The sequence below is a fragment of the Nonomuraea sp. PA05 genome, assembly GCF_008086045.1.
In the GTDB taxonomy this organism is placed as follows: Bacteria; Actinomycetota; Actinomycetes; order Streptosporangiales; family Streptosporangiaceae; genus Nonomuraea; species Nonomuraea monospora.
On record NZ_VSEY01000026.1, the window covers coordinates 34999 to 58691 of the forward strand.

The 23693-nt window shown below is 72.0% G+C and carries 23 protein-coding genes; 9 read left to right on the forward strand and 14 right to left on the reverse strand.

Features of this window, described 5'->3' with window-relative positions; genetic code table 11:
• Positions 1–14: 14 nt before the first annotated feature.
• Both FXF51_RS61145 and FXF51_RS62960 read left to right on the forward strand, forming a co-directional pair.
• Positions 15–1793: a GTPase domain-containing protein gene (locus FXF51_RS61145; RefSeq protein ID WP_262380046.1), complete on the forward strand. Its 1779-nt coding sequence runs from the start codon at positions 15–17 to the stop codon at positions 1791–1793.
• Complete coding sequence (locus tag FXF51_RS62960) at positions 1790–3661, forward strand: YfjP family GTPase (RefSeq protein WP_262380047.1); 1872 nt, start codon at positions 1790–1792, stop codon at positions 3659–3661. The genes FXF51_RS61145 and FXF51_RS62960 overlap by 4 nt, the downstream gene beginning before the upstream one ends.
• A gap of 42 nt (positions 3662–3703) precedes the next feature.
• Here FXF51_RS62960 and FXF51_RS35460 read toward each other — a convergent pair whose 3' ends face one another.
• From FXF51_RS35460 to tdh, 6 genes are all read right to left on the reverse strand, one after another.
• Positions 3704–4879: an MFS transporter gene (locus tag FXF51_RS35460; RefSeq protein ID WP_187414744.1), complete on the reverse strand. Its 1176-nt coding sequence runs from the start codon at positions 4877–4879 to the stop codon at positions 3704–3706.
• Between the two features lie 23 nt (positions 4880–4902).
• Positions 4903–5775 carry a hypothetical protein gene (locus FXF51_RS61150; protein WP_187414745.1) on the reverse strand — a complete coding sequence of 291 codons (873 nt, stop codon included), beginning with the start codon at positions 5773–5775 and terminating at the stop codon, positions 4903–4905.
• Positions 5776–5777: 2 nt separating this feature from the next.
• Complete coding sequence (locus tag FXF51_RS35465; RefSeq protein WP_148439083.1) at positions 5778–6320, reverse strand: RNA polymerase sigma factor; 543 nt, start codon at positions 6318–6320, stop codon at positions 5778–5780.
• A 61-nt stretch (positions 6321–6381) separates the two neighbouring features.
• The gene (locus FXF51_RS35470) at positions 6382–7284 is read right to left on the reverse strand and encodes a LysR family transcriptional regulator (RefSeq protein WP_148439084.1); all 903 of its coding nucleotides are present in this window, start codon (positions 7282–7284) and stop codon (positions 6382–6384) included.
• Positions 7285–7349: 65 nt separating this feature from the next.
• Positions 7350–8519 (reverse strand): glycine C-acetyltransferase, encoded by a 1170-nt coding sequence (locus FXF51_RS35475; RefSeq protein ID WP_148439085.1) that lies wholly within the window; start codon positions 8517–8519, stop codon positions 7350–7352.
• Entirely contained in the window at positions 8519–9619 is a 1101-nt protein-coding gene (gene tdh / locus FXF51_RS35480) for an L-threonine 3-dehydrogenase (protein WP_262380048.1), read from the reverse strand. The genes FXF51_RS35475 and tdh overlap by 1 nt, the downstream gene beginning before the upstream one ends.
• A 158-nt stretch (positions 9620–9777) precedes the next feature.
• Here tdh and FXF51_RS35485 point away from each other — a divergent pair, with 158 nt between their 5' ends.
• From FXF51_RS35485 to FXF51_RS35500, 4 genes are all read left to right on the forward strand, one after another.
• The gene (locus tag FXF51_RS35485) at positions 9778–10920 is read left to right on the forward strand and encodes an ROK family protein (protein ID WP_148439086.1); all 1143 of its coding nucleotides are present in this window, start codon (positions 9778–9780) and stop codon (positions 10918–10920) included.
• Between the two features lie 101 nt (positions 10921–11021).
• On the forward strand, positions 11022–12215 hold the full coding sequence (locus FXF51_RS35490) for a Gfo/Idh/MocA family protein (RefSeq protein WP_148439087.1): 1194 nt from the start codon (positions 11022–11024) through the stop codon (positions 12213–12215).
• 12 nt (positions 12216–12227) lie between these two features.
• Positions 12228–12812, forward strand: a complete 585-nt coding sequence (locus FXF51_RS35495) for an RNA polymerase sigma factor (RefSeq protein WP_148439088.1) — start codon at positions 12228–12230, stop codon at positions 12810–12812.
• Entirely contained in the window at positions 12809–13381 is a 573-nt protein-coding gene (locus FXF51_RS35500; protein WP_148439089.1) for a hypothetical protein, read from the forward strand. Before FXF51_RS35495 ends, FXF51_RS35500 begins: the two co-directional genes overlap by 4 nt.
• A 24-nt stretch (positions 13382–13405) precedes the next feature.
• On the opposite strand, the gene FXF51_RS35505 is transcribed toward FXF51_RS35500, so the two are convergent.
• The 7 genes from FXF51_RS35505 to FXF51_RS35535 form a co-directional block, all read right to left on the reverse strand.
• Positions 13406–14482, reverse strand: coding sequence for an SPFH domain-containing protein (locus FXF51_RS35505; RefSeq protein ID WP_148439090.1), 1077 nt, complete (start codon positions 14480–14482; stop codon positions 13406–13408).
• A 3-nt stretch (positions 14483–14485) separates the two neighbouring features.
• Positions 14486–14917 carry an NfeD family protein gene (locus FXF51_RS35510; RefSeq protein ID WP_148439091.1) on the reverse strand — a complete coding sequence of 144 codons (432 nt, stop codon included), beginning with the start codon at positions 14915–14917 and terminating at the stop codon, positions 14486–14488.
• A gap of 74 nt (positions 14918–14991) precedes the next feature.
• The gene (locus FXF51_RS35515) at positions 14992–16182 is read right to left on the reverse strand and encodes an Ig-like domain-containing protein (RefSeq protein ID WP_148439092.1); all 1191 of its coding nucleotides are present in this window, start codon (positions 16180–16182) and stop codon (positions 14992–14994) included.
• 73 nt (positions 16183–16255) lie between these two features.
• Positions 16256–17359 carry a fumarylacetoacetase gene (gene fahA, locus FXF51_RS35520; RefSeq protein WP_148439093.1) on the reverse strand — a complete coding sequence of 368 codons (1104 nt, stop codon included), beginning with the start codon at positions 17357–17359 and terminating at the stop codon, positions 16256–16258.
• Positions 17356–18132 (reverse strand): hypothetical protein, encoded by a 777-nt coding sequence (locus FXF51_RS35525; RefSeq protein WP_148439094.1) that lies wholly within the window; start codon positions 18130–18132, stop codon positions 17356–17358. Before FXF51_RS35525 ends, fahA begins: the two co-directional genes overlap by 4 nt.
• On the reverse strand, positions 18129–19298 hold the full coding sequence (locus FXF51_RS35530) for a homogentisate 1,2-dioxygenase (RefSeq protein ID WP_148439095.1): 1170 nt from the start codon (positions 19296–19298) through the stop codon (positions 18129–18131). Before FXF51_RS35530 ends, FXF51_RS35525 begins: the two co-directional genes overlap by 4 nt.
• A gap of 79 nt (positions 19299–19377) precedes the next feature.
• Entirely contained in the window at positions 19378–20007 is a 630-nt protein-coding gene (locus FXF51_RS35535; protein ID WP_148439096.1) for an IclR family transcriptional regulator, read from the reverse strand.
• A 131-nt stretch (positions 20008–20138) separates the two neighbouring features.
• On the opposite strand from FXF51_RS35535, the gene FXF51_RS35540 reads away from it, so the two are divergent.
• The 3 genes from FXF51_RS35540 to FXF51_RS35550 all read left to right on the forward strand — a co-directional run bounded on the left by FXF51_RS35540 (position 20139) and on the right by FXF51_RS35550 (position 22406).
• The gene (locus tag FXF51_RS35540; RefSeq protein WP_148439097.1) at positions 20139–20696 is read left to right on the forward strand and encodes a hypothetical protein; all 558 of its coding nucleotides are present in this window, start codon (positions 20139–20141) and stop codon (positions 20694–20696) included.
• Between the two features lie 39 nt (positions 20697–20735).
• Positions 20736–21851 carry an NAD(P)/FAD-dependent oxidoreductase gene (locus FXF51_RS35545; protein WP_148439098.1) on the forward strand — a complete coding sequence of 372 codons (1116 nt, stop codon included), beginning with the start codon at positions 20736–20738 and terminating at the stop codon, positions 21849–21851.
• Positions 21852–21947: 96 nt separating this feature from the next.
• Positions 21948–22406 (forward strand): hypothetical protein, encoded by a 459-nt coding sequence (locus FXF51_RS35550; RefSeq protein ID WP_148439099.1) that lies wholly within the window; start codon positions 21948–21950, stop codon positions 22404–22406.
• Here the strand turns inward: FXF51_RS35550 and FXF51_RS35555 are convergent.
• A complete protein-coding gene (locus FXF51_RS35555) occupies positions 22388–23644 on the reverse strand; it encodes an MFS transporter (RefSeq protein ID WP_148439100.1) in 1257 nt (418 codons plus the stop codon). The genes FXF51_RS35550 and FXF51_RS35555 overlap by 19 nt on opposite strands.
• Positions 23645–23693: the final 49 nt, after the last annotated feature.

A 23693-nucleotide genomic window follows, 5' to 3' on the forward strand; every position in this document is an offset into this window, starting at 1 on the left:
ATAGCGTGGTTCCCATGGACCTGCTGGGCGCGCTGGAGTCGCTACGTCGGCCGCTGGACGGGGAGCTGTTCCCGCTGGCGATCGGCGAGGCCGACGCCGACCGGCGCGCGCTGCGCGAGCTGACCGGCCAGCTCGACGACTACCTGCTGCCCCGCCTGCGTGCCCTGGACGCCCCGCTCCTGGCCGTCGTCGGCGGCTCGACAGGCGCGGGCAAGTCCACGCTGGTCAACTCCCTCGTCGGCGCCGACGTGGCCGAGCCCGGCGTGCTGCGGCCCACCACGCTGGTGCCCACCCTCGTCGTCAGCCAGGCCGACAGCACCTGGTTCATGGGCCAGAACGTGCTGCCCGGTTTGTCCCGCGCCACCGGCCAGGGCCCCGGAGCGCTGCGCGTGGTCACCTCGCCCGCCCTCGGCGCCGGGCTGGCCCTGCTCGACGCCCCCGACATCGACTCCGTCGTGACCGCCAACCGCGAGCTGGCCGCCCAGCTCCTCGCCGCCGCGGACCTGTGGCTGTTCGTCACCACCGCCGCCCGGTACGCCGACGAGGTGCCCTGGAGCTTCCTGCGCTCCGCCCGCGAACGCAGCACCGCCCTGGCCGTGGTCCTCGACCGGGTGCCGCCGGAGGCCGTCGAGCCCGTCTCCCGCGACCTGGCCCGCCTCCTCACCGAGAACGGCCTCGAAGGCACCCGCCTGTTCACCGTCCCCGAGGCCGCCCTGCCCGACGAGAAGGCCCGCCTGCCCGCCGCCCACGTCGCCGACATCTCCGCCTGGCTCACCGGACTCGCCGCCGACGCCGCCGAACGGTCACGGGTCGTGCGCCAGACCCTGTCAGGGGCCCTCGACAGCCTGGCCACCCGGGTGCCGTCGCTGGCCGCCGCCGTCGAACGCCAGCAGAGCGCCTTCGACGGCCTGCGCTCCATCGTCACGGGCGCGTACGCGGGAGGCATGGCCGACTTCGACGAAGGCATGCGGGACGGCTCGCTGCTGCGCGGCGAGGTGCTGGCCCGCTGGCAGGACTTCATCGGCACCGGCGACCTCATGCGCTCCCTGGAGAGCCGCGTCGGATGGCTGCGCGACCGCATCGTCGGCTTCTTCACCGGACGCGTGCCGGAGGTCCAGCTCAGGGACGCCCTGGAAAGCGGCGTCGAAGCCCTCATCAGAGGAGCCGCCGACGGAGCCGCGGAACGCGCCCTGGAAGGCTGGTCCGCCGCGCCCGGCGGCCCCGGCCTGCTCGAACGGCTCGGCCCCGTCGAGTCCGCCCGCCTCGGCCGTGCCTCCGCCGACCTCGGCAAACGAGCCGAGTCGGCGGTGCGGGGGTGGCAGGAGTACGTGCTCGACCTCGTCCGCGAGGAAGGAGCAGAGCGGCGCACCGCCGCCAGGGTGGCCTCCTTCGGGGTGAACGGGGCGGGGCTGCTGCTCATGCTGGCCGTGTTCGCGTCCACCGGCGGGCTGACCGGGATCGAGGTGGGGATCGCGGGCGGGACCAGCGTGCTGTCACAGAAGCTGCTGGAGGCCGTGTTCGGGGACCAGGCGGTGCGGACGCTGACCGTGCGGGCGCGGGAGGATCTGCGGGAACGGGTGCGGGGGTTGCTGGAGGAGGAGGCGGGGCGGTTCACCGAGCGGCTGGAGGCGGTGGAGCCGGATCGGGGGACGGGGGAGGCGTTGCGGGCGGCTGCCCGGCGCATCCAGGACCATCGCGCGGAGTTGCCCGCGTCGGCGGCGGTGACCGTGGAGCTGCCTGTGCTGTCCGTGGACGAGCCGCCCACGTCGCGTGATGCGGAGGAGGGGCCGTGAAGCTGCTGCGCCGCAAGGAGGGGCCCGCCCTCGACACCCGCCTGGCCGCCCTGCTGGAGGCGGCCACCCTGGGCGAGGGCCGGCTGCCCCAGCACGACGTGTCCGGCGCGCGCACGGTCGCCGAACGGGCCGGCGTACGCCGCGAACTGTCCCTCGACCACACCGTGGCCGCCCTGGCCGGCGCCACCGGCAGCGGCAAGTCCTCCCTCTACAACGAGCTGGCCGGCCAGGACCTGGCCGACGTCGGCGTCACCAGGCCCACCACCTCCACCGCCCAGGCCGCCCTGTGGGACGGCGAGGGCGCAGGCCCGCTCCTCGACTGGCTGGACATCCCGCGCCGCCACTCCGCCGCCCCCGACCCTGGCCTGTCCGGGCTGGTCCTGCTCGACCTGCCCGACCACGACTCCATCCGGCTCTCACACCGGCTGGAGGTGGACCGGCTGGTGGAGCAGGTCGATCTGCTGGTGTGGGTGGTGGATCCGCAGAAGTACGCCGACGCCGCCCTGCACGAGCGCTACCTGCGGCCGCTCGCCGGGCATCGGGACGTGATGGTGGTCGTGCTCAACCAGGTGGACCGGCTGCCCGCGCCCACGGTCTCGCGCTGCCTGGACGACCTGCGGCGGCTGCTGGACGATGACGGGCTGGACGGCATTCCGGTGCTGGCGGTGTCTGCGCGTACGGGGCGGGGGGTGGGGGAGCTTCGGGCGTTGCTGGGGGAGCGGGTCTCGGAGCGCAAGTCGTGGTCGGCTCGGCTGGCCGCCGACATCACGGCCGCCGCCGACCGGCTCGCCACGTCGGGGGGCTCGCCCGGGGAGGGCGACGCTCCCGTCACGGCGCCGGACGGGAGAGCATCGGCTGGGACGGTGTCGGCTGGGACGGTGTCGGCCGGGACGGGGCGGGCGCTGACGGGTGCGTTGTGTGCGGCGGCAGGGGTGCCGCTGGTCGTGGAGGCCGTGGCCAAGGGGCACCGGCACCGGGCCGTCGTCGCCACGGGCTGGCCGGTCACGCGGTGGGTCAGGCGGTTCCGCCCCGACCCGCTGCGGCGGCTGCGCATCGGCGGCATGGCACCCGGCAAGCGGTCGGGACCGGCGTCCGTCGAACGGCCGGGCCTGGCGTCAAGCAAGCGGTCGGGCCGGGTGCCCGTAGAGCGGTCAGGTGCGACGCCCGCCGGTCGGCCGGGTGGGGCAGTCGCCAGTGGGCAGGGCAGGGAGATCGTGGAGCGGTCGGGCAGGGAGGTCGTGGAGCGGCCGGGCAGCCAGATCGTGGAGCGGCCGGGCGGGGGGATCGTCGGGCGTACCTCCGTGCCCGCCGCGTCCGCCGTCCAGCGGGCGCAGGTCGAGACGGCGATCAGGGACGTCGGCGAGGCGGCCGCCGCGGGGCTGCCCGGGCCGTGGGCGGCGGCGGTGCGGCAGGCGGCCAGGTCGCGCGCCCAGGAGCTGGCGGACGCGGTGGACCGCGCGGTGGCCACGACGTCCGCCGTCGGCACGAGGCGCCCCCTGTGGTGGCGGGCGGTGAACGCGTTGCAGTGGGTGGTGTTCGCGGCCATGCTGGCGGGCGCGTTGTGGCTCGGGGTGCTGTTCGGGCTGGACTACCTGCGCCTGCCCGAGCCGCCGCTGCCCACCGTCGGCGTGGTGCCGTGGCCGACGGTGCTGCTGGTGGGCGGGGCGCTGGCGGGCGTGCTGATCGCGTTGTTGTCGCGGCTGGCGGCGTGGGCGGGCGGCAGGCGCCGGGCCCGTCGTACGGCCAAGGCTCTGCGTACGGCCATCGGGGAGGTCGGGGGGAAGCTGGTGCTGGAGCCGGTGGAGGGGGAGCTGGCGACGTACGCCCGCTTCGTCGAGGCGCTCGACCTGGCCCGCGCCCGCACCTAGAAACGCGCCCACACGCGAGCGGCGGGGCACGTGAACGGGCGGTCAGGAGCGGCGGAGGAGGGGGAGGGTCAGGGCCGCGCCCAGCAGGGCGAAGGCGGAGGCCGCGAGGAAGGGCGCACCGGGGCCGAGGCCTTCCCCGGCCAGCCCGGCCACCGCAGCCCCCGCCGCACCCCCCGTCCCGAGCGCCGTGGACACCCACCCGAACGCCTCACCCTCAGCCCCCGCCGCATACTCGTCCACCAGCAGCGAGGACGTCGTCAACGCCGGGTTGAGCACCAGCCCTCCGGCGAACAGCACCGCCCCCACCAGCGGTAACGACCCGATCAGGACGAGCGGGGCGAGGGCGAGCCCGAGCGCCAGCATCAGCCCCGCCAGCCGCAGCGGCACCCTGGAGCGCCACGACCGGGCGCCGTAGGCGGCGGCGCCCGTGATGCCGCCCAGCGACAGCGCGGCGATGAGCAGCCCGGTGGCGGCCGGGACGTGGTGGGCGGCGGCCAGCGCGGGCACCCCCACCTGCAGCGCTCCGAAGGTGCAGCCGTGCAGCAGGACGACGGACAGGAGCACGAGCATGCGCCGGTCGGCGAAGACGCGTCCTCGCCCCCGCGAGGGCGCGCCCGGCTCGGAGCGCAGCGCGCGGGAGAAGGCGACCGTGCCGAGCCCGGCCGCCGCGGCGACCGCGCCGAGGGCGGGTGAGGCGGAGGCGACGGCGATGAGCAGGCCGAACAGCAGCGGCCCGACCATCATGGCCAGCTCCTGCACCAGGTAGACGAGGCTGTAGGCGGCGGTGCGCCCGTCGTCGCCGGTTCTGCGTCCCCATGCGATCCGCATGCTGACGGAGATCGGCGGCAGCCCGATCCCGGCCACCCAGGCCAGCGCGGTCATCGTCCACCACGGCCAGCCGGCGTGCGCGCAGCCCAGCAGGGCCAGCAGCGCCGTCACGTGCGTGAGGGCGGTGACGGCGAGGACCGGTCCGGTGCCGCGCCGGTCCATGAGCCGCCCCTGCACGGGCCTGCCCATGCCGCCCCCGACGGAGAACGCCGCCGCCGCGACCCCCGCCAGGGCCAGCGAGCCGCTCGCCTCCTGCACCACCAGGACGATCCCGACGGGCGCGACCTGCTGGGTGAGCTGGGCCAGGAACCCGAGCACGGCCTGCGCCGCGACCCCGGGCAGGCCGAGCAGCCTCCGGTAGGGAGAGCCGCCCGGCCCGTTTCGCGTCATCTGCCGCACGCTACCCCTGAAGATCAGGAGATGGAGCAGCCGTACGCTCTCTGCGACTTCTGGTTCTGGAAGTCGATCTCCTCTTGCGGCATGGGCTCCTCCGAGACCGAGAGGAAGGCCACGCCGGGCTCGGTGAGCGCGCCGCCGTCGACGTGCCAGGTGCCGGGCACCGAGGTTCTCATGTCGCTGCCGTCGTCGTTGCCGACGAGCGTGGAGTCGGAGTACTCGTTGACCCGCACGCCGCGCTCCTTCAGCAGAGGCAGCACCTCGGCGACGGTCTTGTTGAGGTAGGGCACGCAGTGCATGGGCTCGCCCTTGGCGCTGAACGTGGTGACGCTCTGGTACTTCTCGCCCGGCCGCGCCTTCCTGTGCACGGCGATGTCGGCGGTTCCGGCGAAGTCTTTGGGGATCTTCATGCCGATGGCGCAGCCGCCCAGCTTCTCGCATGGGCCGGGCGGGTAGATGCTCTTGATCTCGGTCAGGTGCCGGTTGTCCGGTGAGGTGGGGAAGACCATGTGCTCGAAGGCAGCGGTGGCGGGTATCACGCGCAGCGTCACGTCGAGCCCGGCGCTCCGTAGCTCCCGCTCGTACACCTTGGGGTTGGCGTAGAGGTCCTTGATCTCGATGACGTAGTAGCCGCCCTCCTGCTTGATGTCGAGCGCGGCGGCGGGCGAGGCGGGAAGCAGCCAGGGGGTGGCCGCCACCGCCCCGGCCGCCAGCAGCGCGCCCGCCGGGATGGCCACCCGCAGGCCGGGCCGCCTGCGGGACCGCGCGGGTTCGGGGGCGGGGGTGTCCGCCATGATCTGGTGCATCAGCTCGCGGGCGCCCTCGCTGACGGAGGTGACGGGGGGCGCGGCGAACCGGGAGACGACGTCGGTGAGGTTCTGGTCGGACATGGTCACTGTCCCTTCGCGAGAGAGACGGCGCGGCTGCCGTAGCCGGCGAGGTCGGGGTCGAGGCCGGCCAGCTCCTTGGCCAGCCGCTTGCGGGCGCGGTGCAGCCGGAGCCTGGCGGCGCCGCGGGAGCAGCCGAGCACCTTGGCGATCTCGGGCCCGCTGAGGCCTTCCCAGGCGACGAGGGAGAGCAGCTCCCTGTCGTCGTCGGCCAGCCGCTGGAACGCCTGGTAGGCCGGGTCGTGCGCGTGCTGCGGCGCGGCCCACGTGGCGGCCTCCTCGCGCAGCCGGACAGCCAGGGCGGTGCGGCGTTCCTCGGCGCGGAAGTGGTTGGCGAGCACGCGCCTGGCGACGCCGTACAGCCAGAGCCTGGCTTCGTCCCCCTGGGGGACGGCGTTCAGGCGGCGCCATACCGTGGTGAACGTCTCCGCGATCACGTCCGCGACGTCGTCGGGTGACCCGGCGCGGCGCCGCACATAGCTGGCGACGGCGGGATAGTACGCCATGTAGATCTCCTCAAACCGTTGTTCGGGCTCAGACGGCCCCATTCGGCGTTCCTTCCGATCGGCGAACACATTTGAGGAGATGTGCGGATATGTGGGGAGTGTTTCAGCCCGTTCCGAGAGATTCCGCGACCGTGCGGAGCGCGGACAGCAGCGGGCGCAGGAGGGGATGAACGTCGGAGCCGCGCCGTACGGCGGCGAAGACGCGGCGCTCGGGCCCCGGCGTCTGCCGCACCACCACCCCCGGCAGCGCCATGTCGCGCAGCGCCAGCCGCGGCACCAGCGCCACCCCGGCCCCCGCGCCGACCAGGGCGACCACGGCGCGGAAGTCGTCGGAGCAGTGCACGAGGTTCGGGGTGAAGCCCGCCTGCTGGCAGGCGAACGTGATCACGTCGTGCACCGGGTTGCCCGGGTAGGGGCCGATCCAGGTCTCGGCGGCCAGCGACACCAGCGTGGCCGAGCCCGCCAGGGGATGGTCGCGGGGGAGCACCAGGTCGAACGGCTCCGCGTACAGGGGGCGGCGCGACAGCCGGGGGTCGGCGGCGTCGGGCGCGCCACGGTACTCCACCGTGATGGCCAGGTCCGCCTGGCCGTCCAGGAGCAGGGCCAGGCTGTGGTCGCCCTCGGCGTCCTGCACGCGGACGTGCACGCCCGGGGACGTCTCGCGCAGGGCGGCGATGGCGGGGGAGAGCACGGCGCTGATGGCGGTCGCGAAGCAGGCCACCGTGACCTCGCCCGCCTGGCCCGTCGTGTACGCGGCCACCTCGGCCTCGGCGCGTTCGAGCTGGGCGAGCACCTCGTTGGCGTGACCCAGCATGATCTTGCCCACGGCGGTGAGGTGCACGCCGCGCCCGTCACGGGTGAACAGCCGGTGCCCCACCTCGTGCTCCAGCGCGACGAGCTGCTGGGACACGGCGGAGGGGGTCAGGTGCAGCGCCGCCGCCGCGGCGGTGACCGTGCCGTGGTCGGCCACCGCGCGCAGCGTGCGCAACCGCCGCGTGTCAATCACCCGTGCTCCATAGCACGCGAGAATACTGAGCCCGGCACCTGGACGAGCGCGGGTGGGTGGCTGGCTCAGCCTCGGGCCTGGACGAACGCCTGGACGGCGCGGTCCACGTCCTCCTCCGAGTGGGCCGCCGAGAGCTGCACGCGGATCCTGGCCTGCCCGTGCGGGACGACGGGGTAGGAGAAGCCGATCACGTAGATGCCCAGGTCGAGCAGGCGGTCGGCCATGGCGGCGGCCTCGGCGGCGTCGCCGATCATGACGGGCGCGATCGGGTGGTCGCCGGGCAGGATGTCGAACCCGTTCCTGGTCATCTCGCCGCGGAAGCGGGCGGTGTTGGCGCGCAGCCGCTCGCGGGCCTCGTTCGAGGTCTCCAGCAGGTCGAGGATGCGCAGCGACGCCGACGCGATGACGGGGGCCAGCGAGTTGGAGAACAGGTACGGGCGCGAGCGCTGCCGCAGCAGCTCGCAGATCTCCTCGCGGGCCGCGACGTAGCCGCCGCTGGCGCCCCCGAGCGCCTTGCCCAGCGTGCCGGTGATGATGTCGATCCTGTCGGTGACGCCGTGCAGCTCGGGCGTGCCGCGGCCGGTCGGGCCGACGAAGCCGACGGCGTGGGAGTCGTCGACCATGACCATGGCGTCGTACTGCTCGGCCAGGTCGCAGATCTCCCGCAGCGGCGCGAGGTAGCCGTCCATGGAGAACACGCCGTCGGTGACGATCAGCCGCCGCCGGGCCTGCGACGCCTCCTTCAGCCGGGCCTCCAGCTCGGCCATGTCGCGGTTGGCGTAGCGGTAGCGCTGGGCCTTGGACAGGCGGATGCCGTCGATGATGCTGGCGTGGTTGAGCGCGTCGGAGATGACCGCGTCCTGCGCGTCGAGCAGGGTCTCGAACACGCCGCCGTTCGCGTCGAAGCAGGAGCTGTAGAGGACGGTGTCCTCCATGCCGAGGAAGTCGGACAGGCGGGACTCCAGCTCCTTGTGCACCTCCTGGGTGCCGCAGATGAAGCGCACGGAGGCCATGCCGAAGCCCCACCGGTCGAGCGCCTGCTTGGCGGCCTCCACCACGGTGGGCTCGTCGGCCAGGCCGAGGTAGTTGTTGGCGCAGAAGTTGAGCACCTCGCGGCCGGCCACGCTCACCTGGGAGCTCTGCGGGGTCGAGATCACGCGTTCGGGCTTGAGCAAACCCGCCTCGGTGATCTCGTCGAGCGTCGTACGCAGTTGCTGGCGCACGTTCGTGAACATCAGAGGCTCCTGTCTACGGTCGCGACCGCTTCGGCTTCCGTTGGCTCGGCGCTCGCGCTCTCCAGCCGAGCTCCTTCGCTCCAGTCCAAGATGACCTTGCCGGTACGGCCGCTCGCCGCCGTGTCGAAGGCGGCGTCGAAGTCCCGGTACGAGAACCGGTCGGTGATCACGGGGGAGAGGTCGAGCCCCTTCTCCAGCAGGACGGACATGTTGTACCAGGTCTCGTACATCTCCCTGCCGTACACGCCCTTGATCGTGATCATGGAGGTGACGACGGTCGCCCAGTCGATGGCGAACTCCCCGGCGGGCAGCCCCAGCATGGCGATCTTCCCGCCGTGGGCCATGCCCGCGATCATGTCGCGCACCGCCACGGGGTTGCCGGACATCTCCAGCCCGACGTCGAAGCCCTCGCGCAGGTGGAGCTGGCGCATGCCCTCGGCGATGGAGGAGCGGGAGACGTTCACGGCCAGGGAGACGCCGAGCTTGCCCGCCAGGTCGAGACGCTCGTCGCTGACGTCGGTGATCATCACGTTGCGCGCGCCGACGTGGGTGGCCACGGCCGCCGCCATCAGGCCGATCGGGCCGGCGCCGGTGATCAGCACGTCCTCGCCGACGAGGGGGAAGGACAGCGCGGTGTGCACGGCGTTGCCGAACGGGTCGAAGATGGCCGCCACGTCGGGGTGGACGGGGACGCGGTGCACCCAGACGTTCGAGGCGGGGAGGGTGACGTACTCGGCGAAGGCGCCGTCCCTGTTGACGCCGAGCCCGATCGTGTTGGCGCACAGGTGGCGGCGGCCGGCCATGCAGTTGCGGCACTTGCCGCAGACGATGTGCCCCTCGCCGCTGACGAGGTCGCCGACGGCGATGTCCTCGACGCCGGGCGCGACCTCGACCACGTGGCCGGAGAACTCGTGCCCGACGATGAGCGGGAGCTCCAGCGTGTGCCGCGCCCAGTCGTCATATTTCCGAATATGTAGGTCCGTGCCGCAGATGCCGGTCCGCAGGACCCGGATCTTCACCTCACCGGGGCCGACCTCGGGCTCGGGCACGTCCACCAGCCACAGGCCAGCCTCGGGCCGCTCTTTGACCAGCGCTTTCATAGCTCCCATTCCCCCTTGACGAACCTAGTGCACTGTGCCTGCCCGATACGGGACGTGTCCATCGAGGAGTTCTTAAGTGCCCCCTCAGCTCTGCTTCACGCGACCGCCGTACCTGGCAGAATTAGACAAACTTCTTGGAATAACCGGTTGGAGGTCGGGTGCGACAGCAGAGCGGTGACGCCTCTCTCCTGCGCAGGCTGAACGCGGCGGCGATCCTGCGCATCCTGCGTGAGAGCGAGGTGGCCACGCTGTCGGAGCTGGCCAGGGCGGCCCGCGTGTCCAGGCCGACCGCCGAGGTGATCGTGGAGGACCTGCTCGCCGAGGGGTGGGCGGAGGAGTGTGGCGAGGACCAGGGCGACCGCCGGCGCGGGCGGCCGGCCAGGCGCTTCAGGTTCCGCGCGGCGGCCGGGCACGTGGTGGGCGTCGGCGTGGGCGCCTCCAGGCTGCGGGCCATGGTCACCGACCTCAACGGAACCGTCGTGGCCGCGCGACAGGTGCCGCACCACTCCTCGATGCCCGCCGCGGACCGGCTCGACGCCATCGCGGGGCTGGTCGGCACGGTGGTGGCCGAGGCGGGGCTGACCGTGCCCGGGGTGGCGGCCGTGGGCGTAGGCACCACGGGCACCGTCGACGGCTCGGGCAGGGTCGTCAAGAGCGTCGCACTGGCCGGCTGGACGGGGCTCGACCTGCGAGGCGAGCTGTCCCGCCGCATCCCGGCGCCGGTGCTGGTGGAGAACGACATGCGGCTGGCCGTGCTGGCCGAGCACTGGCGCGGCCAGGCGCGGGGCCGCCAGGACGTGGTCTACCTCTTCACCGGCAGCAGGCTCGGCCTGGGCCTGCTCATCGGCGGCAGGCCGCACCGTGGCGCCCACGCGGCCTCCGGCGAGATCGGGCGGCAGTCCGGCGACCACTGGCGGGCCTACCGGCACATGAGCGAGTACGCGATCTCGGTGGAGCCGGGCGAGATGCGCTCGCAGCGCGAGGCCGCGGAGTTCGCGATCGAGCGCGCCCGCGCGGGCGACGCGCAGGCCCTGCGCGCGGTCAGGGACTTCGCCCGCCATCTCGGCGAGGGCCTGATCACGGTGGTCAACCCGCTGGACCCGGAGATGGTGGTGATCGGCGGCAGCCTGTCGAAGGCCGGTGACCTGCTCATCGAGCCGATCAGGGAGCTGTTCTCCGAGGCGTGTCTCTGTCCGCCGATCGTGGTGGCCTCGGGTCTGGGTGGTGAGTGCATCGCGCTGGGCGCTGTCAGGCTGGCGCTCGACCACGCCGACCGACGGCTCTTTACGCAGGCGCCCTGAAGAAATGTGTCGGGAAGATGGCAGTATTGGTCATGTTTGCGTAGATCCGCGTGATTTAAGCTGATGGCTTGGATAAATCAGCGCTGCCGGAAGGGGCACCTGTGGAAGACCTGCGCATCGGAGTGATCGGCCTCGGCCTGCGGAAGAGCCTCGCCCTGGCGGCTCACCGGCCGGGCGGGGGCGCGGTCGTGGCCGCCCTGTGCGACTCCGATCCGGCCGTGCTCAAGGGGCAGGCGGGCAAGTTCGAGGCCGGCTTCCTCACCGAGGACTACCGCGAGCTGCTCGACCGCCCCGATCTCGACGCGATCGTGGTCAACACCCCGGACGACACGCACGAGCGGCTGGCGATCGACTGCCTGGAGGCCGGCAAGGCGGTCTACCTGGAGAAGCCGATGGCCATCACGGTGGAGGGCTGCGACAACATCCTGCGCGCCGCCCGCCGCACAGGGACGCGCCTGTACGTGGGCCACAACATGCGGCACATGGGCGTGGTGCGGCTGATGCGCGACATCATCGCCAAGGGCGTCATCGGCGAGCCGAAGACGGTCTGGGTGCGCCACTTCGTCTCCTACGGCGGTGACTACTACTTCAAGGACTGGCACGCCGACCGCACCCGCACCACCGGGCTGCTGCTGCAGAAGGCGGCGCACGACCTCGACGTGATCCACTGGCTCGCCGGCGGCTACACGAGCAGGGTGAACGCCCTGGGCGACCTCATGCTCTACGGCGACCTGCCGCGCCGCGAGCCCGGCACGCCCCGGCCCGACGGGTGGCTGCAGGAGTACGAGTGGCCGCCCACCACGCGTGAGAACCTGCACCACATCGTGGACGTCGAGGACGTGTCGGTGATGAACATGCGCCTGGACAACGGCGTCATCGCCGCCTACCAGCAGTGCCACTTCTCGCCCGACTACGTGCGCAACTACACGGTGATCGGCACCGAGGGCCGCCTGGAGAACTTCGGCGACGGGCCTGGCGACACGGTCAAGGTGTGGAACACCGGGCCCACCGGGTACCGGGAGGACTGCGACATCGCCTACAAGGTGCCGGCGGCGACCGGCTCGCACGGGGGCGCGGACGCGGAGATCGTGACCGAGTTCCTCAGGTTCGTCAGGGAAGGCGGGGCGACGGACACCTCGCCGGTGGCGGCGCGGATGAGCGTGGCGGCCGGGTACATGGCGACGATGTCGCTGCGGGACGGCGGCATGCCGTACGACGTGCCGCCGCTGGACGCGGACCTGGCGGCGTACTTCGACAACGGCCAGACGGAACCGGGGAGCGCGTCCGGACAGTAGACATATGTGGATATGTCACTACGTGCCCGGATCCGTGATGGTGATCAGGCGGCCTTCGGGCAACTCTTCGACGAATGCGCGAAGGCCGTCTACAACCATGCCTTCCGCCTGACCGCCAACTGGTCCACCGCCGAGGACGTGATGGCGCTGACCTTCCTGGAGGCCTGGCGCCTACGGGCGAAGATCGACCCCGAGGGCGGCTCGCTGCGGCCCTGGCTGCTGGGCATCGCCACCAACGTGCACCGCAACGTGCGCAGGGCCGCCCGCAGGCACGACGACGCGCTGGCCAGGATGCCCGCCGGCGAGACGGTGCCGGACTTCGCCGACGAGGTCGTGGGCCGCATCGACGACGCCGAGCGCCTGGCCGCCGTGCGCGCGGCGTACGGACGGCTGCGCCGCCAGGAGCAGGACGTGTTCGCGTTGTGCGTGTGGTCGGGGCTCGACTACGCCCAGGCGGCCGAGGCGCTCGGCATCCCGGTGGGCACGGTGCGCTCCCGGCTGTCGCGGGCGCGCAAGAAACTCGCGGCTGCCGGGGAACCGCCTCCCGGCAGCCGACAGGTAGTAGGTGACCGAGGCCCCAAGGAGGAGATCCGATGAACATGCCGGCTGAACGCGATCTTCCCGAGGGCCGTCACCGACTGCTCAAGGAGTTCGTGATGACCGAGATCGAGACGACCCCGCGCAAGCGCCGCCTGACCGTTCTGGCCCCCGCGCTGGGGCTGGCCGCCGCCGCCGCGGTCGCCGTCCCGCTGGTGCTGGGCGGCTCGCCCGCGTACGCGGTGTCCGAGCGGCCCGACGGCCTGATCCACATCACCATCAACGAGGCCAAGGACCCGGACCGGCTGGAGCAGGATCTGCGGGACCTGGGGGCGAACGTGGTCGTGGACTACATCCCCATGGGCAAGAAGTGCAGCCCGCAACCCCGCAGCGGCCACTTCCTCAGTGTCGAGGAGGCCCCGCTGCACGTGTTCCCCACGCCTGAGGACAGCCTGCCGGGCTTCGTCATCGACCCCCGGGTGATCGGGGAGGGCCAGACGGGGGTCCTGGAGTTCAGCGTCTCGGAGAACAACGGGGGCGTTGTCGCGGGCATCTGGGCCCGGGTGGGCGAGGGCCCGATCGCCGAGTGCGAGCTGGTGGACACCACGCAGGCGCCGCTGTCGCACTGACAGCTCCCACTCGGCGACAGGCACTCAGCGTTCGGCCTCCGACCGCTTCTTGTCCAGGTCGGGGAAGGGGGAGGGCTCGTCGACCCGCTGCGTGATCTGCCGGGGGCCGTTCGGGCTCTCCGCCTCCTGCGCGTCGGCGACGGCCTCGGCCGCCGCTTCGGCCGCCTTGGCGGCCTCCTCCTCGGCCGCCGAGCTCTCGGGAACCTCCTCGCGCGTGGCCGCCGAGCGCGGCAGCGCCTCGGTGAACGCCTTGGAGACGCCCTGGAGGGCCGAGGTGACCTCGCTGGGAATCACCCAGAACGTGTTGCCGTCGCCCTGCGCGAGCTGCGGCAGCACCTGGAGGTACTGGTAGGCCAGCAGCTTCGGGTCGGGGTCGTTGCGGTGCACGGCCTGGAAGACCTGGTCGATGGCGCGCGACTGGCCCTCGGCCTCCAGGATGGCGGCCGTGCGCTGGCCCTCGGCGCGCAGGATGCGGCTCTGCTTGTCGCCCTCCGCGGTGAGGATCTGCGACTGGCGCTGGCCCTCGGCGTTCAGGATCGCGGCCCGCTTGTCGCGCTCGGCCCGCATCTGCTTCTCCATCGCGTCCTTGATGGTCTTCGGCGGGTCGATGGCCTTGATCTCGACGCGGTTGACGCGCAGCCCCCACTTGCCGGTGGCCTCGTCGAGGACGCCGCGCAGCTGGCTGTTGATGGTGTCGCGGGAGGTGAGGGTCTTCTCCAGGTCCATGGAGCCGACGACGTTACGCAGGGTGGTGACGGTGAGCTGCTCGACGCCGGTGATGTAGTTGGCGATCTCGTACGCCGCCGCCCGCGGATCGGTCACCTGGAAGTACAGGACCGTGTCGATCTCGACGACGAGGTTGTCCTCGGTGATGACGGGCTGGGGGCGGAAGGAGACGACCTGTTCACGCAGGTCGATCATGGTGTAGACGCGGTCGATGTACGGGATGACGAAGTTGAGCCCCGGTTTGAGCGTCCGGTGGTAGCGGCCGAGGCGCTCGACGTTGCGGGCCCGGGCCTGCGGAACGATCCGTACCGCTTTGAGCAGGGTCATCACCGCGAAAAGTATGATGAACAGTCCGACCAGCAACAGCGGATCCATCAGTCACTCCCGGGGATATACGAGGGCTGTCGCACCCTCGATCTCGATGATGTCGACGGTCGCCCCGGCGGGGATCACGAGCGTCTCGTCGTAGGCGCGCGCCGACCATTCCTCGCCCCCGATGCGCACGCGGCCGTCGCGGCCCGTCACTTCGGCCACCACGTACGCGGGTTTACCGACGAGCGCTTCCACGCCGAACCGCTGCAGCGGCGGCTGGTTGATATGACGCATCGCGATCGGCCTGAGCACCAGCAGGCCGGCCGCCGAGGACACGGCGAAGAAGATCAATTGCAGGGGGACGGGCAACCCGATGGCCGCGGTGGCGGCCGTCAGCAGAGCCGCGACGCCCAGCAGGCCGAGTGAGGCCGTGAGCGTGAAGATTTCGGCCACGCCGAGGACGACTGCGAGGATTATCCAGATGATCCATTCATCCATGTCCTGGCCCTCCTGATGGGACAACGGGCCTGTGTCCGCGAGTGGTTCCTCCCCTCTCTACCGTAATCCTGATATCACCTCTTCGGCACCCATCCACCTGCGTCGCGCATTTCCCGCAGAGCGCTTCCCTGTTGCCATTTCTCCCACGGGAGTTGCCAGAAACCCCATCCGTTGTCCCATTCCAGGATGCGATCGGTCCCGGTGATCGTCACCGGGTCGCCGCGCAGTGAGGTGGCGTAGAACCAGGCGGCCTGGTCGGGCCTGGCGTTGACGCAGCCGTGGCTGACGTTGGACCGGCCCTGGGCCCAGACGTTGTCCTTGGCGTGCACGTATTCGCCGCTGTTGGAAATGCGGACGGCGTGGTCGATCATCAAGTCGTAAAAGCCGGGATCACCTTTTTCGCGGCCGGGGGAGATCATGCGCACCGGGTTTCCCTTGTCCATGGTGAGATGAATGCCGCTGGTCGTGGTGTATTCGGTGGTGGTGGCCATGCCGGCGCTGATGGCCATGCGCTGCGCCGGCTTGCCGTCGCGCAGGACGAGCATCTGGTGGGTCCTGGTGTCGATGGAGCTGGTCTGCCTGCGTCCGACGAGGAAGGAGAAGGTGGAGTCGGTCGCGCCGTGGAGGCCGTCGCCCGCGCGCACGCCGGCCAGGTGCGCCGTGACCGTGACCCGCTGCCTGGACGGCCACCACCGCCGGGTGCGGTAGACCACCTGCGTGTCGCTGGTCCACCGCCAGGCCCCCTCGACCGGCGACTCGGCCTGCACCTCGAGCGCGCGCTCGACGGCCGCCTTGTCCTCGATGGGCGCGTCGAAGTCGATGACGACGGGCATGCCGACGCCGACCGTCTCGCCGGGCAGCGGCGCGGTGGCGGCCACCTGGAACGTCCTGGCGGCGGTGCGGGTGCGGATGCGGCCCATGGCGACCGTAGCGGGCGCGCCCTCGCGGGTGGCGGTGGCGGTCACGGTGTATTCGGCCCCCGGCCGCAGGGTCCAATCGGTGCGCCAGGTCGTGCGCGTGTCGTCGAGCTTGCCCGGCACCGGCTCGCCGCCCTCGTAGACGAGCACCTGGGTGAGCGTGCCGCCCTGCACCTTGACCATCAGGCCGCGGTCGGTGCGGGCGCGTTTGGAGTCGAACGGCGGCCAGACCTGCACCACGGGCGGTGAGGCGGGCGGCTCGGCCGGGGCCGAGCCGCAGCCGCTGACCAGGAGCAAGAACCCGCAGACCAGGACAAAGGCGACACAAAGGGTCGCGGCATGCCGCATGGAACTCCTGCTTTCCGAGGGAAGGGGTCGTCCCAGGGTAGCGGTGAGTCACCGTGCAAGCACGCCGAGTCAGCTATCCGACAGTTCCGGAAACCTCCCCGAGGCTCAGCCCGGCTGCGGTGGCCCTGATCGTCACCGTGTCGCCGTCTTGCAGGAACGTGCGCGTCTCGCCGCCCGGCAGCTTGATCGGCTCGTCGCCGTTCCAGGTCAGCTCGATGAGCGAGCCGCGCTGGCCCTGCTCGGGCCCTGAGATCGTGCCGCTGGCGAACAGGTCGCCGGTCCGCAGCGAGGCTCCGTTCACGGTCAGGTGCGCGAGCATCTGGTCGGGCGTCCAGTACATCGCCGAGTACGGCGGCCGCGACACGACCTCCCCGTTCAGCAGGATCTCCAGCGCGATGTCCAGGCCCCAGTCACCCTGCCTGCGCAGGTATCCGGCCGGCTCGGGGCTCTGCTCCCGGCCGGGGATCCTGGGCAGCGCCTCCAGCGGCGTGACCCAGGGCGAGACGGACGTGGCGAACGACTTGGCCAGGAACGGCCCCAGCGGCACGTACTCCCACGCCTGGATGTCGCGCGCGCTCCAGTCGTTGACCAGCGTCACCCCGAACACGTGGTCCTCGAACGCCCCGGCGGGCGAGCCCATCGAGGTCGGCACGCCGACCACGAACCCCAGCTCCGCCTCGACGTCGAGCTTCTCGCACGGCCCGAACACCCCGGCCCCGAGCTGCCCCTGAGGCCGCTTGACCGGCGTGCCCGACACCACGACCGTGCCCGCCCTGCCGTGGTAGCCGACGGGCAGGTGCCGCCAGTTCGGCTGCAGCGGCTCGGAGCCGGGACGGAAGATCCTGCCGATGTTGCTCGCGTGGTCGATCGAGCAGTAGAAGTCGACGTAGTCGGCCACCTCGAACGGCAGGTGCAGCCGCACCTGGTCCAGCGAGATCAGGTGCCGCTCCGTGACCGACCTGTCGGTGGTGAGCTTGTTCTGGATCAGCGCCCTGGTGTCGTGCCAGGCCGCGCGGCCCCTGGCCATGAACGGGTTGAGCGACGGGGCGGCGAAGACCTCGTCGTGCAGGGCGGCGGCCAGATCGAGCACCTTGTCTCCGTACCGGACGCCGACCCTGGGCTGCTGCCCCGGGCAGGAGAAGACGCCGTACGGCAGGTTGTCCACGCCCCAGCTCATGCGATCAGCCCCAGTGTCCGAAGGTCCTCGATGGGCGCGTTGGTGCTGCACGAGCCGTAGCTCACCAGCAGCTTGCGGGCCCGCTCCGCCGTCTCGCGCGGCACGGCGTTCGCCATCCGCACGAGGTGGCCGACGTCGGTCGTGCGCAGCACGGGCACCGGGTCGCGGCCCTCCACCGCCTCGCAGACGCTCAGCAGCAGGTTCAGGAAGCCGTGCCGGTCCACGCCGAGCGACGGGTCGAAGTGGCGGACGGCGTGGTGCAGCCCGGCCGTGGCCTTGAACGGGATGCCGTTCTCCGCGCACGACTTGATGAACTGCCCCAGGTGCTCCGCCGGCGGGAACGCCTCGGCCGTGGCGCCGCCGCAGCGCACCTTCAGCCCGACGCCGCCGGGCACGTCCATGGCGGTCTTGCGCGCGGGCACCTCGGCGAACAGCCGCACGCCGTCGCGCAGCGCGAGCCGTCCGGCCAGCTCCTCGACGGAGGTGTCGGGCGGCAGCGGCATCTCGACGTAGTCGACCGGCAGGTCGCCCCAGTCGGGCAGCGTGCTGGTGTCGGCGATCAGCCCGATCCTGCGCGGCCGGTAGTCCATGCCGCGCAGCCGGTCCAGGCGGCTGGCCGGGCAGAGGAAGCGGTGGGTGAGCACCTGGCTGCCGCGCTCCAGGTCGCGGCGGTTGCGCGCCAGGGCCTCGTCCATGTGCAGGGACGTCGGCGGGAACAGGCCCGCGTCGTCCACCAGTGCGGTGAAAAGGCTCGTGTCCGTTGAGATGGTCATCGTGCCCAGGTCCAGGCGTATCCGGGGTCCTCGCAGGACAGCGCGCCCTGGCCGAGGTCGAGCGGGCGGAAGGTGTCCACCATGACGGCCACCTCGCTGGTCGTCGTGACGCCGCGCGAGACGGCGTCGATCACCGCCTCCACCGCGCCTGGCTGCGGCCCGTGCGTGAAGCCGGCCGGGTGCAGCGAGACGGAGCCGACGTCGATGCCGGAGCCCGCGCGGGCCGAGTAGTCGCCGCCGACGTAGAACATGAACTCGTCGGAGTCCACGTTGTGGTGGTTGTACGGGATCGGCACGGCCTCCGGGTGGTAGTCGAGCGGCCTGGGGCAGAACGAGCAGATCACGAACCCCGGCCCCTCGAACGTCTGGTGCACCGGCGGCGGCGCGTGCGTCTTCTTCACGATCGGCTCGAAGTCGTCGATGTTGAACGCGAACGGGTAGAGGTAGCCGTCCCAGCCGACCACGTCGAACGGGTGGTGGCGGTAGACGAGCCTGGTCAGCCCGCCGCGCGTGCGGACCAGGACGGGCACCTCCTCGCCCTCGGCGACGTGCGGCTCCGACGGGGCGCGCAGGTCGCGCTCGCAGTAGGGCGCGTGCTCCAGGAGCTGGCCGTACTGCGACAGGTAGCGCTTGGGCGGCCTGATGTGCCCGGCCGCCTCGATGGCCAGCACGTTGACCTGGCCCTCGGGCACCCAGCGGTGGATGGTGCCGGTCGGGATGACCACGTAGTCGCCCTCCGCGGCCTCGATCACGCCGTACGTGGACTCGAAGCGCACCCGGCCGCGCTGGACGTACACGCACTCGTCGCCCATGGAGTTGCGGTAAAGCTCGCTGGGCCGGTCGCTGGTCGCGTACGACAATCGGACGTCGCCGTTGCCCGCCAGTGTCATCCGCCCGCTGACCAGGTCGCCGGCGCTGGCCAGGTCCTGGGTGCGGAAGTGGCGTGGCGAGAGCGGCAGGTTGGGCTCCAGTCGCGCCTGCGCGGCCGGGGTGACCGCCTCGGCCTTGACGATCGCGGTCGGCAGGTGGCGGTGGTAGAGCAGGGAGGAGTCGGACGAGAAGCCCTCCTCGCCCATCAGCTCCTCCGCGTACAGGCCGCCGTCCGGCCGCCTGAACTGCGTGTGCCGCTTCCTCGGCACCTCTCCCACGAGCCGGTAGTACGGCATCGGCCCCTCCATACCTGTCCGACTATCGGACGGATGTGTCCTCTATCTGTGACTACCGTCCGCTATCGCCGTGAAGATGTCAACCCAGGGCCGCGGCCAGCTCGGCCGCCGCGGCCACCACGCGCGCTCCCGTCGAATCGTCCAGCGGCCCGAACGTCACCACCCCCACCGACGCCTCCAGCCACGGCAGACCGGTCACGGGCGCGGCGACGCCCCGCGCCCCCTCCTGCAACTGCCCCTCCGTCACGAAGTAGTCGTGCCGCCCCTCCCGCAGGGCCAGGATCGCCTGCCCCGCCGCGCCCCTGGCCAGCGGGTGGCGCGAGCCTTCGCGGTAGGCCACGTGCATCCGCGTCCAGGACGGCTCCACCACCGCGACGGCCAGCCCGTCGTCGCCCTCGGCCACCGTCAGGTGGGCGGTCGCGCCCACCTGCTCGGCCAGCCGCCGCAACGTCGGCACCGCCGCCGCCCGCAGCAGCGGCTGCACGGCCTGGGCCAGCGCCAGCACCCCGAACCCGAGATGCACCCGCCCCTCGGCGTCCCTGCGCACGAAACCCTCGCCTAGCAACGTCGTGAGCAGCCGGTACACCACGGGACGGCTGAGCGACAGCTCGGCGCTCAGCTCGGTCGGCGTTCGCCCGCCCTTGCCGTCGGCGAGCAGTCGGAGCAGGCGGAGCCCGCGCTCCAGGGTCTGAGCTGATTCAGCGGCCATGCGACCGATTATGGAGTGACGCTCCGCGGTGAAGGGGGTACGTATCGGCGTAGAAGAGCCGGGGGGTAATGATGCGGCAAAGGTGGGTTCTCCTGCTTGCCGGGGCGGCGATGTGTGCTCTTTCGCCTGCCATGCCGTCGCTCACCACCCCCATGGTCCAGGTGTCCAGGGAGACCCCCGCCGACGAGAGCCTGGTCGAGGACACGTTCTACGTCACCGTCGGCATCGAGGTGAGCCAGTTCCTGCTGCCCACGGCCAAGGGCGTCACCTTCCGCCCCGCCTACCTCGCGGTCGGCGTCCAGGTCGACCAGGGCGGCCGGCTGTACGGCAAGCCGCAGCGCTCCGGCACGTTCGTCGCCACGGTGCAGGTCTGCTCGGGAGGCTCGTGCCGCGAGCAGGACGTCACGCTCGTCGTGCTGGCCAACGTGCCGTGGGAGCCGCGCGAGCTGACCTTCCCCGGCAAGGCGGGCACCGCGCTGAACGGCGAGATCGGCATCAACGGCGGCCCCGCCGGGGTGGTGCCCACCTTTACCGTGACCGACCACGACAAGGTGCCGGAGGGCGTGAGCATCGGCCCCGACGGGCACGTGGGCGGCGTCCCCGCCGCGCCCGGCATCTCCGAGGTGCCGGTGCGCGTCTGCGTGGCGGGCAACTGCGCGGGCGTGGTCGTGCGGCTCATCATCGTCTGAGTCTTGTGGCGGGGCCCGGTTACCGGTCACGGTGGTCTCATGAAATCGGTCATCGTGGTCGGAGCGGGCATTTGGGGGTCGTCACTGGCGTTGCGGCTGGCCGAAACCGGCTGGCGGGTGACGCTGGTCGAGCAGCACAGGCCGGGGCATGTACGGCAGGCCAGCGCGGGTGAGACCCGCCTGCTGCGCTGCGCGCACGGAGCCGACGACTGGTACGCCCGCCTGGCCTGGGAGGCCAGGGACGGCTGGCGGCGGCTCGGCGAGCGGGCCGGGGAGGAGCTGTACCTGGAGGCGGGCATGGTGTGGCTCGCCAGGACCCCCGACGGGTGGGAGCGCGCCAGCGCCCAGGTGCTGAAGAGCCTGGACATCGAGTGCGCGGAGCTGGACCCGGCCGACGGCGGCAGGTTCTTCCCCAGCTTCAGCGGCGACGGACTCAGCTTCCTGCTCTGGGAGCCGAACGCGGGCGTGATCAGGGCCAGGCGGGCCACCCAGGTCACCGCCGGCCTGGCCCTCGACGCCGGCGTCCGGCTGGTCAGGGCGCGGGCGCTGCCCGTGCCGGAGGAGAGCGCGGTCGAGATCGACGGCGAGGTCCACCGCGCCGACCGGGTCGTGTGGGCGTGCGGCGCCTGGCTGCCCCGCCTGTTCGACGGCCTGCCGATCACCGTGACCAAGCAGGACACGCTGCACTTCGCGGTGCCGCCCGCCTGGTCGGTCCCCGAGACCCCGGCCTGGGTCGACTACGACGCCTCCGCCTACGGGCACGGCGACGTGGACGGCGTCGGCATGAAGTCCACCTCCGACGCGGAGGGGCGGCCGTACGACCCCGAGCACGGCAGCCGCCAGGTCGACGCGGACAGCGTCGAGCGGGCCGCGAGCTACCTGGGCCGCAGGTTTCCCGCGCTGGCGCAGGCGCCGGTGGTGTTCAGCCAGGTCTGCCAGTACTCGCTCACCCCCGACGCCGAGTGGCTGCTCATCGAGAGATCGCCCGGCGTGTGGCTGCTGGGCGGCGACTCGGGGCACGGGTTCAAGCACGGGCCGGCGCTGGCCGCGTACGTGGCGGGGGTACTGGACGGCGAGCACGCGCCGGAGCCGCGCTTCGGGCCGCGGGAGCGTCTCCCTACCCGTGGCCTGCGGACCAGCGGCCAGGTGGGGTAGGGCGCGCCCCACCGCAAGTCGGGGGAGCGCGGGCATGATTCGAGCGGGGTGCGCGACGGAGACTGCGGTATCACCACTTCTCCGGAGGTTTCCACCATGAGCACCACTGTCATGAGGACCGAGACGGCCCCGCCCGTCGTGCACACCGCCGTCATGCTCTGGCTGTCGGCCGTCGCGTTCGGCGCGTTCGAGGCCGTGCTGATGGTCGGCAGGCTGCTGTACGAGGGCACGCCGGTGCTCGGTCTGCTGCCGCAGGCCGGGTTCCGGCTGGCCGTGTTCGCCGGGGCGGTCTTCCTGGCGCTGAAGCTGAAGGACGGCGCCAACTGGGCCCGCTGGACGCTGGCCGGGACGCTCGGCGTGCTCGGCACGCTCTCGCTGGTGCTCGGGCCGATCGAGTGGCTGATCGCGGGCGGCTCGATCACCGAGGCCATGGCCGGGGCCGACGCGATGGCGTGGGTCTTCGCGGCCAGCAGGATCCTGCACGTGCTGGCCGTGCTCGGGGCGGTGACGCTGATGTTCCAGCCCAGGGCCAACGCCTACTTCAGATCGGCGTGAGCGGCCGCCTGCGGCTGCGGCGCGCGCAGGTTTCTGACCCCCGGCGACAGCAGCGCGGCCAGCGTGGCGACCACCACGATGACCGCGCAGCCCAGCAGTGACTCCTCGGTGCCGAACCAGCCCGCCGCCGGGCCGGCCAGCAGCAGCCCGATCGGGCCGAACATCATCGAGCCGAGGATGTCGTACGAGCTGACCCGCGACAGCGACTCCGCCGGGATCTCCCGCTGCATCGTGGTCTGCCAGAGCACGCCGAACACGTCGAAGCACACGCCGAACACGAACGCCCCCGCCACGATCAGCCACAGCGGCGCGTCCAGCCCGAGCAGCAGGTACGGCAGCGCGGTCGGCAGGCAGAGCAGCACCGCGACCAGGATCGGGCGGCTCGGGCGCAGCCGCAGCGAGATCAGCACCCCGGCGATCGTGCCGACCGCCTCCCCTGCCAGGAACCCGGACCAGGCCAGCGGGCCGCCCAGGCTCTGCTTGGCCAGCAGCGGGCCGAGCACGCCGTGCGCCGCCTGGATGGCCATCACCATCAGCGAGAACTGTGCGACCACCACCCAGATCCACTGCCGCGAGGCGAACTCCCGCCAGCCGTCCCGCAGGTCGGCCAGCACCGAGTGGGACTCGCCGCGCTGCCGGTCGCCGGGCTCCATCCGCAGCAGCGCGACCAGCACGCCCGCCACCGCGAACATCGCGCCGCTCATCACCAGCGCCCAGCCTCCGCCGAACAGCACCACCATGCCGCCGCCGAGCACCGCGCCCGCGACCCGCGAGGCGTTCGCGCCCAGGCCCAGCAGCGCGTTTCCGGTCTGCAGCCGCTCCAGGGGGACGACCTCGGGGATGATCCCGGTCAGCGCCGGGAACGTGACCGCCGTCGCAACCCCGGCCAGCGCCGATGCGGCGATCAGCGCGGGCAGCGGCGTCCAGCCGGTGAGCAGCATCGCGCCCAGGCAGAAGAACCCGGTCGCCATGAGGAACTCGCCCGCCATCATCACCCGGTGGCGCGGCAGCCGGTCCGCGATCACGCCGCCCGCCAGCATGAACAGGATCATGGGCAGCGCCTCGGCGGTGAGCACCGCCGACAGCGTGGAGGCGTCGGCGCCCGGCAGGTTGAGCACGCCGAACGCGAGCGCGACAGGGGCGAACGCGCTGCCCAGCACGGAAATCGTGCGGGCTGACAGCAGGAGTGCGAAGCGACGGTCCTTGAGCAGGCCGAGATCGCCTAGATTGCCGTGCATTTTCGCAAACCCCCTGAAAGCAGCCAAACTCTGCCATTCTGCCGCACGG

Excerpts from the sequence above, each read along its gene's own strand:
- FXF51_RS61145 (WP_262380046.1), top strand. The coding sequence starts at position 15 with ATGGACCTGCTGGGCGCGCTGGAGTCGCTACGTCGGCCGCTGGACGGG.
- FXF51_RS35460 (WP_187414744.1), bottom strand. The coding sequence starts at position 4,879 with ATGACGCGAAACGGGCCGGGCGGCTCTCCCTACCGGAGGCTGCTCGGC.
- FXF51_RS61150 (WP_187414745.1), bottom strand. The coding sequence starts at position 5,775 with ATGTCCGACCAGAACCTCACCGACGTCGTCTCCCGGTTCGCCGCGCCC.
- FXF51_RS35465 (WP_148439083.1), bottom strand. The coding sequence starts at position 6,320 with ATGGGGCCGTCTGAGCCCGAACAACGGTTTGAGGAGATCTACATGGCG.
- FXF51_RS35475 (WP_148439085.1), bottom strand. The coding sequence starts at position 8,519 with ATGTTCACGAACGTGCGCCAGCAACTGCGTACGACGCTCGACGAGATC.
- tdh (WP_262380048.1), bottom strand. The coding sequence starts at position 9,619 with ATGAAAGCGCTGGTCAAAGAGCGGCCCGAGGCTGGCCTGTGGCTGGTG.
- FXF51_RS35495 (WP_148439088.1), top strand. The coding sequence starts at position 12,228 with ATGTCACTACGTGCCCGGATCCGTGATGGTGATCAGGCGGCCTTCGGG.
- FXF51_RS35500 (WP_148439089.1), top strand. The coding sequence starts at position 12,809 with ATGAACATGCCGGCTGAACGCGATCTTCCCGAGGGCCGTCACCGACTG.
- FXF51_RS35505 (WP_148439090.1), bottom strand. The coding sequence starts at position 14,482 with ATGGATCCGCTGTTGCTGGTCGGACTGTTCATCATACTTTTCGCGGTG.
- FXF51_RS35510 (WP_148439091.1), bottom strand. The coding sequence starts at position 14,917 with ATGGATGAATGGATCATCTGGATAATCCTCGCAGTCGTCCTCGGCGTG.
- FXF51_RS35515 (WP_148439092.1), bottom strand. The coding sequence starts at position 16,182 with ATGCGGCATGCCGCGACCCTTTGTGTCGCCTTTGTCCTGGTCTGCGGG.
- fahA (WP_148439093.1), bottom strand. The coding sequence starts at position 17,359 with ATGAGCTGGGGCGTGGACAACCTGCCGTACGGCGTCTTCTCCTGCCCG.
- FXF51_RS35525 (WP_148439094.1), bottom strand. The coding sequence starts at position 18,132 with ATGACCATCTCAACGGACACGAGCCTTTTCACCGCACTGGTGGACGAC.
- FXF51_RS35530 (WP_148439095.1), bottom strand. The coding sequence starts at position 19,298 with ATGCCGTACTACCGGCTCGTGGGAGAGGTGCCGAGGAAGCGGCACACG.
- FXF51_RS35535 (WP_148439096.1), bottom strand. The coding sequence starts at position 20,007 with ATGGCCGCTGAATCAGCTCAGACCCTGGAGCGCGGGCTCCGCCTGCTC.
- FXF51_RS35540 (WP_148439097.1), top strand. The coding sequence starts at position 20,139 with ATGCCGTCGCTCACCACCCCCATGGTCCAGGTGTCCAGGGAGACCCCC.
- FXF51_RS35545 (WP_148439098.1), top strand. The coding sequence starts at position 20,736 with ATGAAATCGGTCATCGTGGTCGGAGCGGGCATTTGGGGGTCGTCACTG.
- FXF51_RS35550 (WP_148439099.1), top strand. The coding sequence starts at position 21,948 with ATGAGCACCACTGTCATGAGGACCGAGACGGCCCCGCCCGTCGTGCAC.
- FXF51_RS35555 (WP_148439100.1), bottom strand. The coding sequence starts at position 23,644 with ATGCACGGCAATCTAGGCGATCTCGGCCTGCTCAAGGACCGTCGCTTC.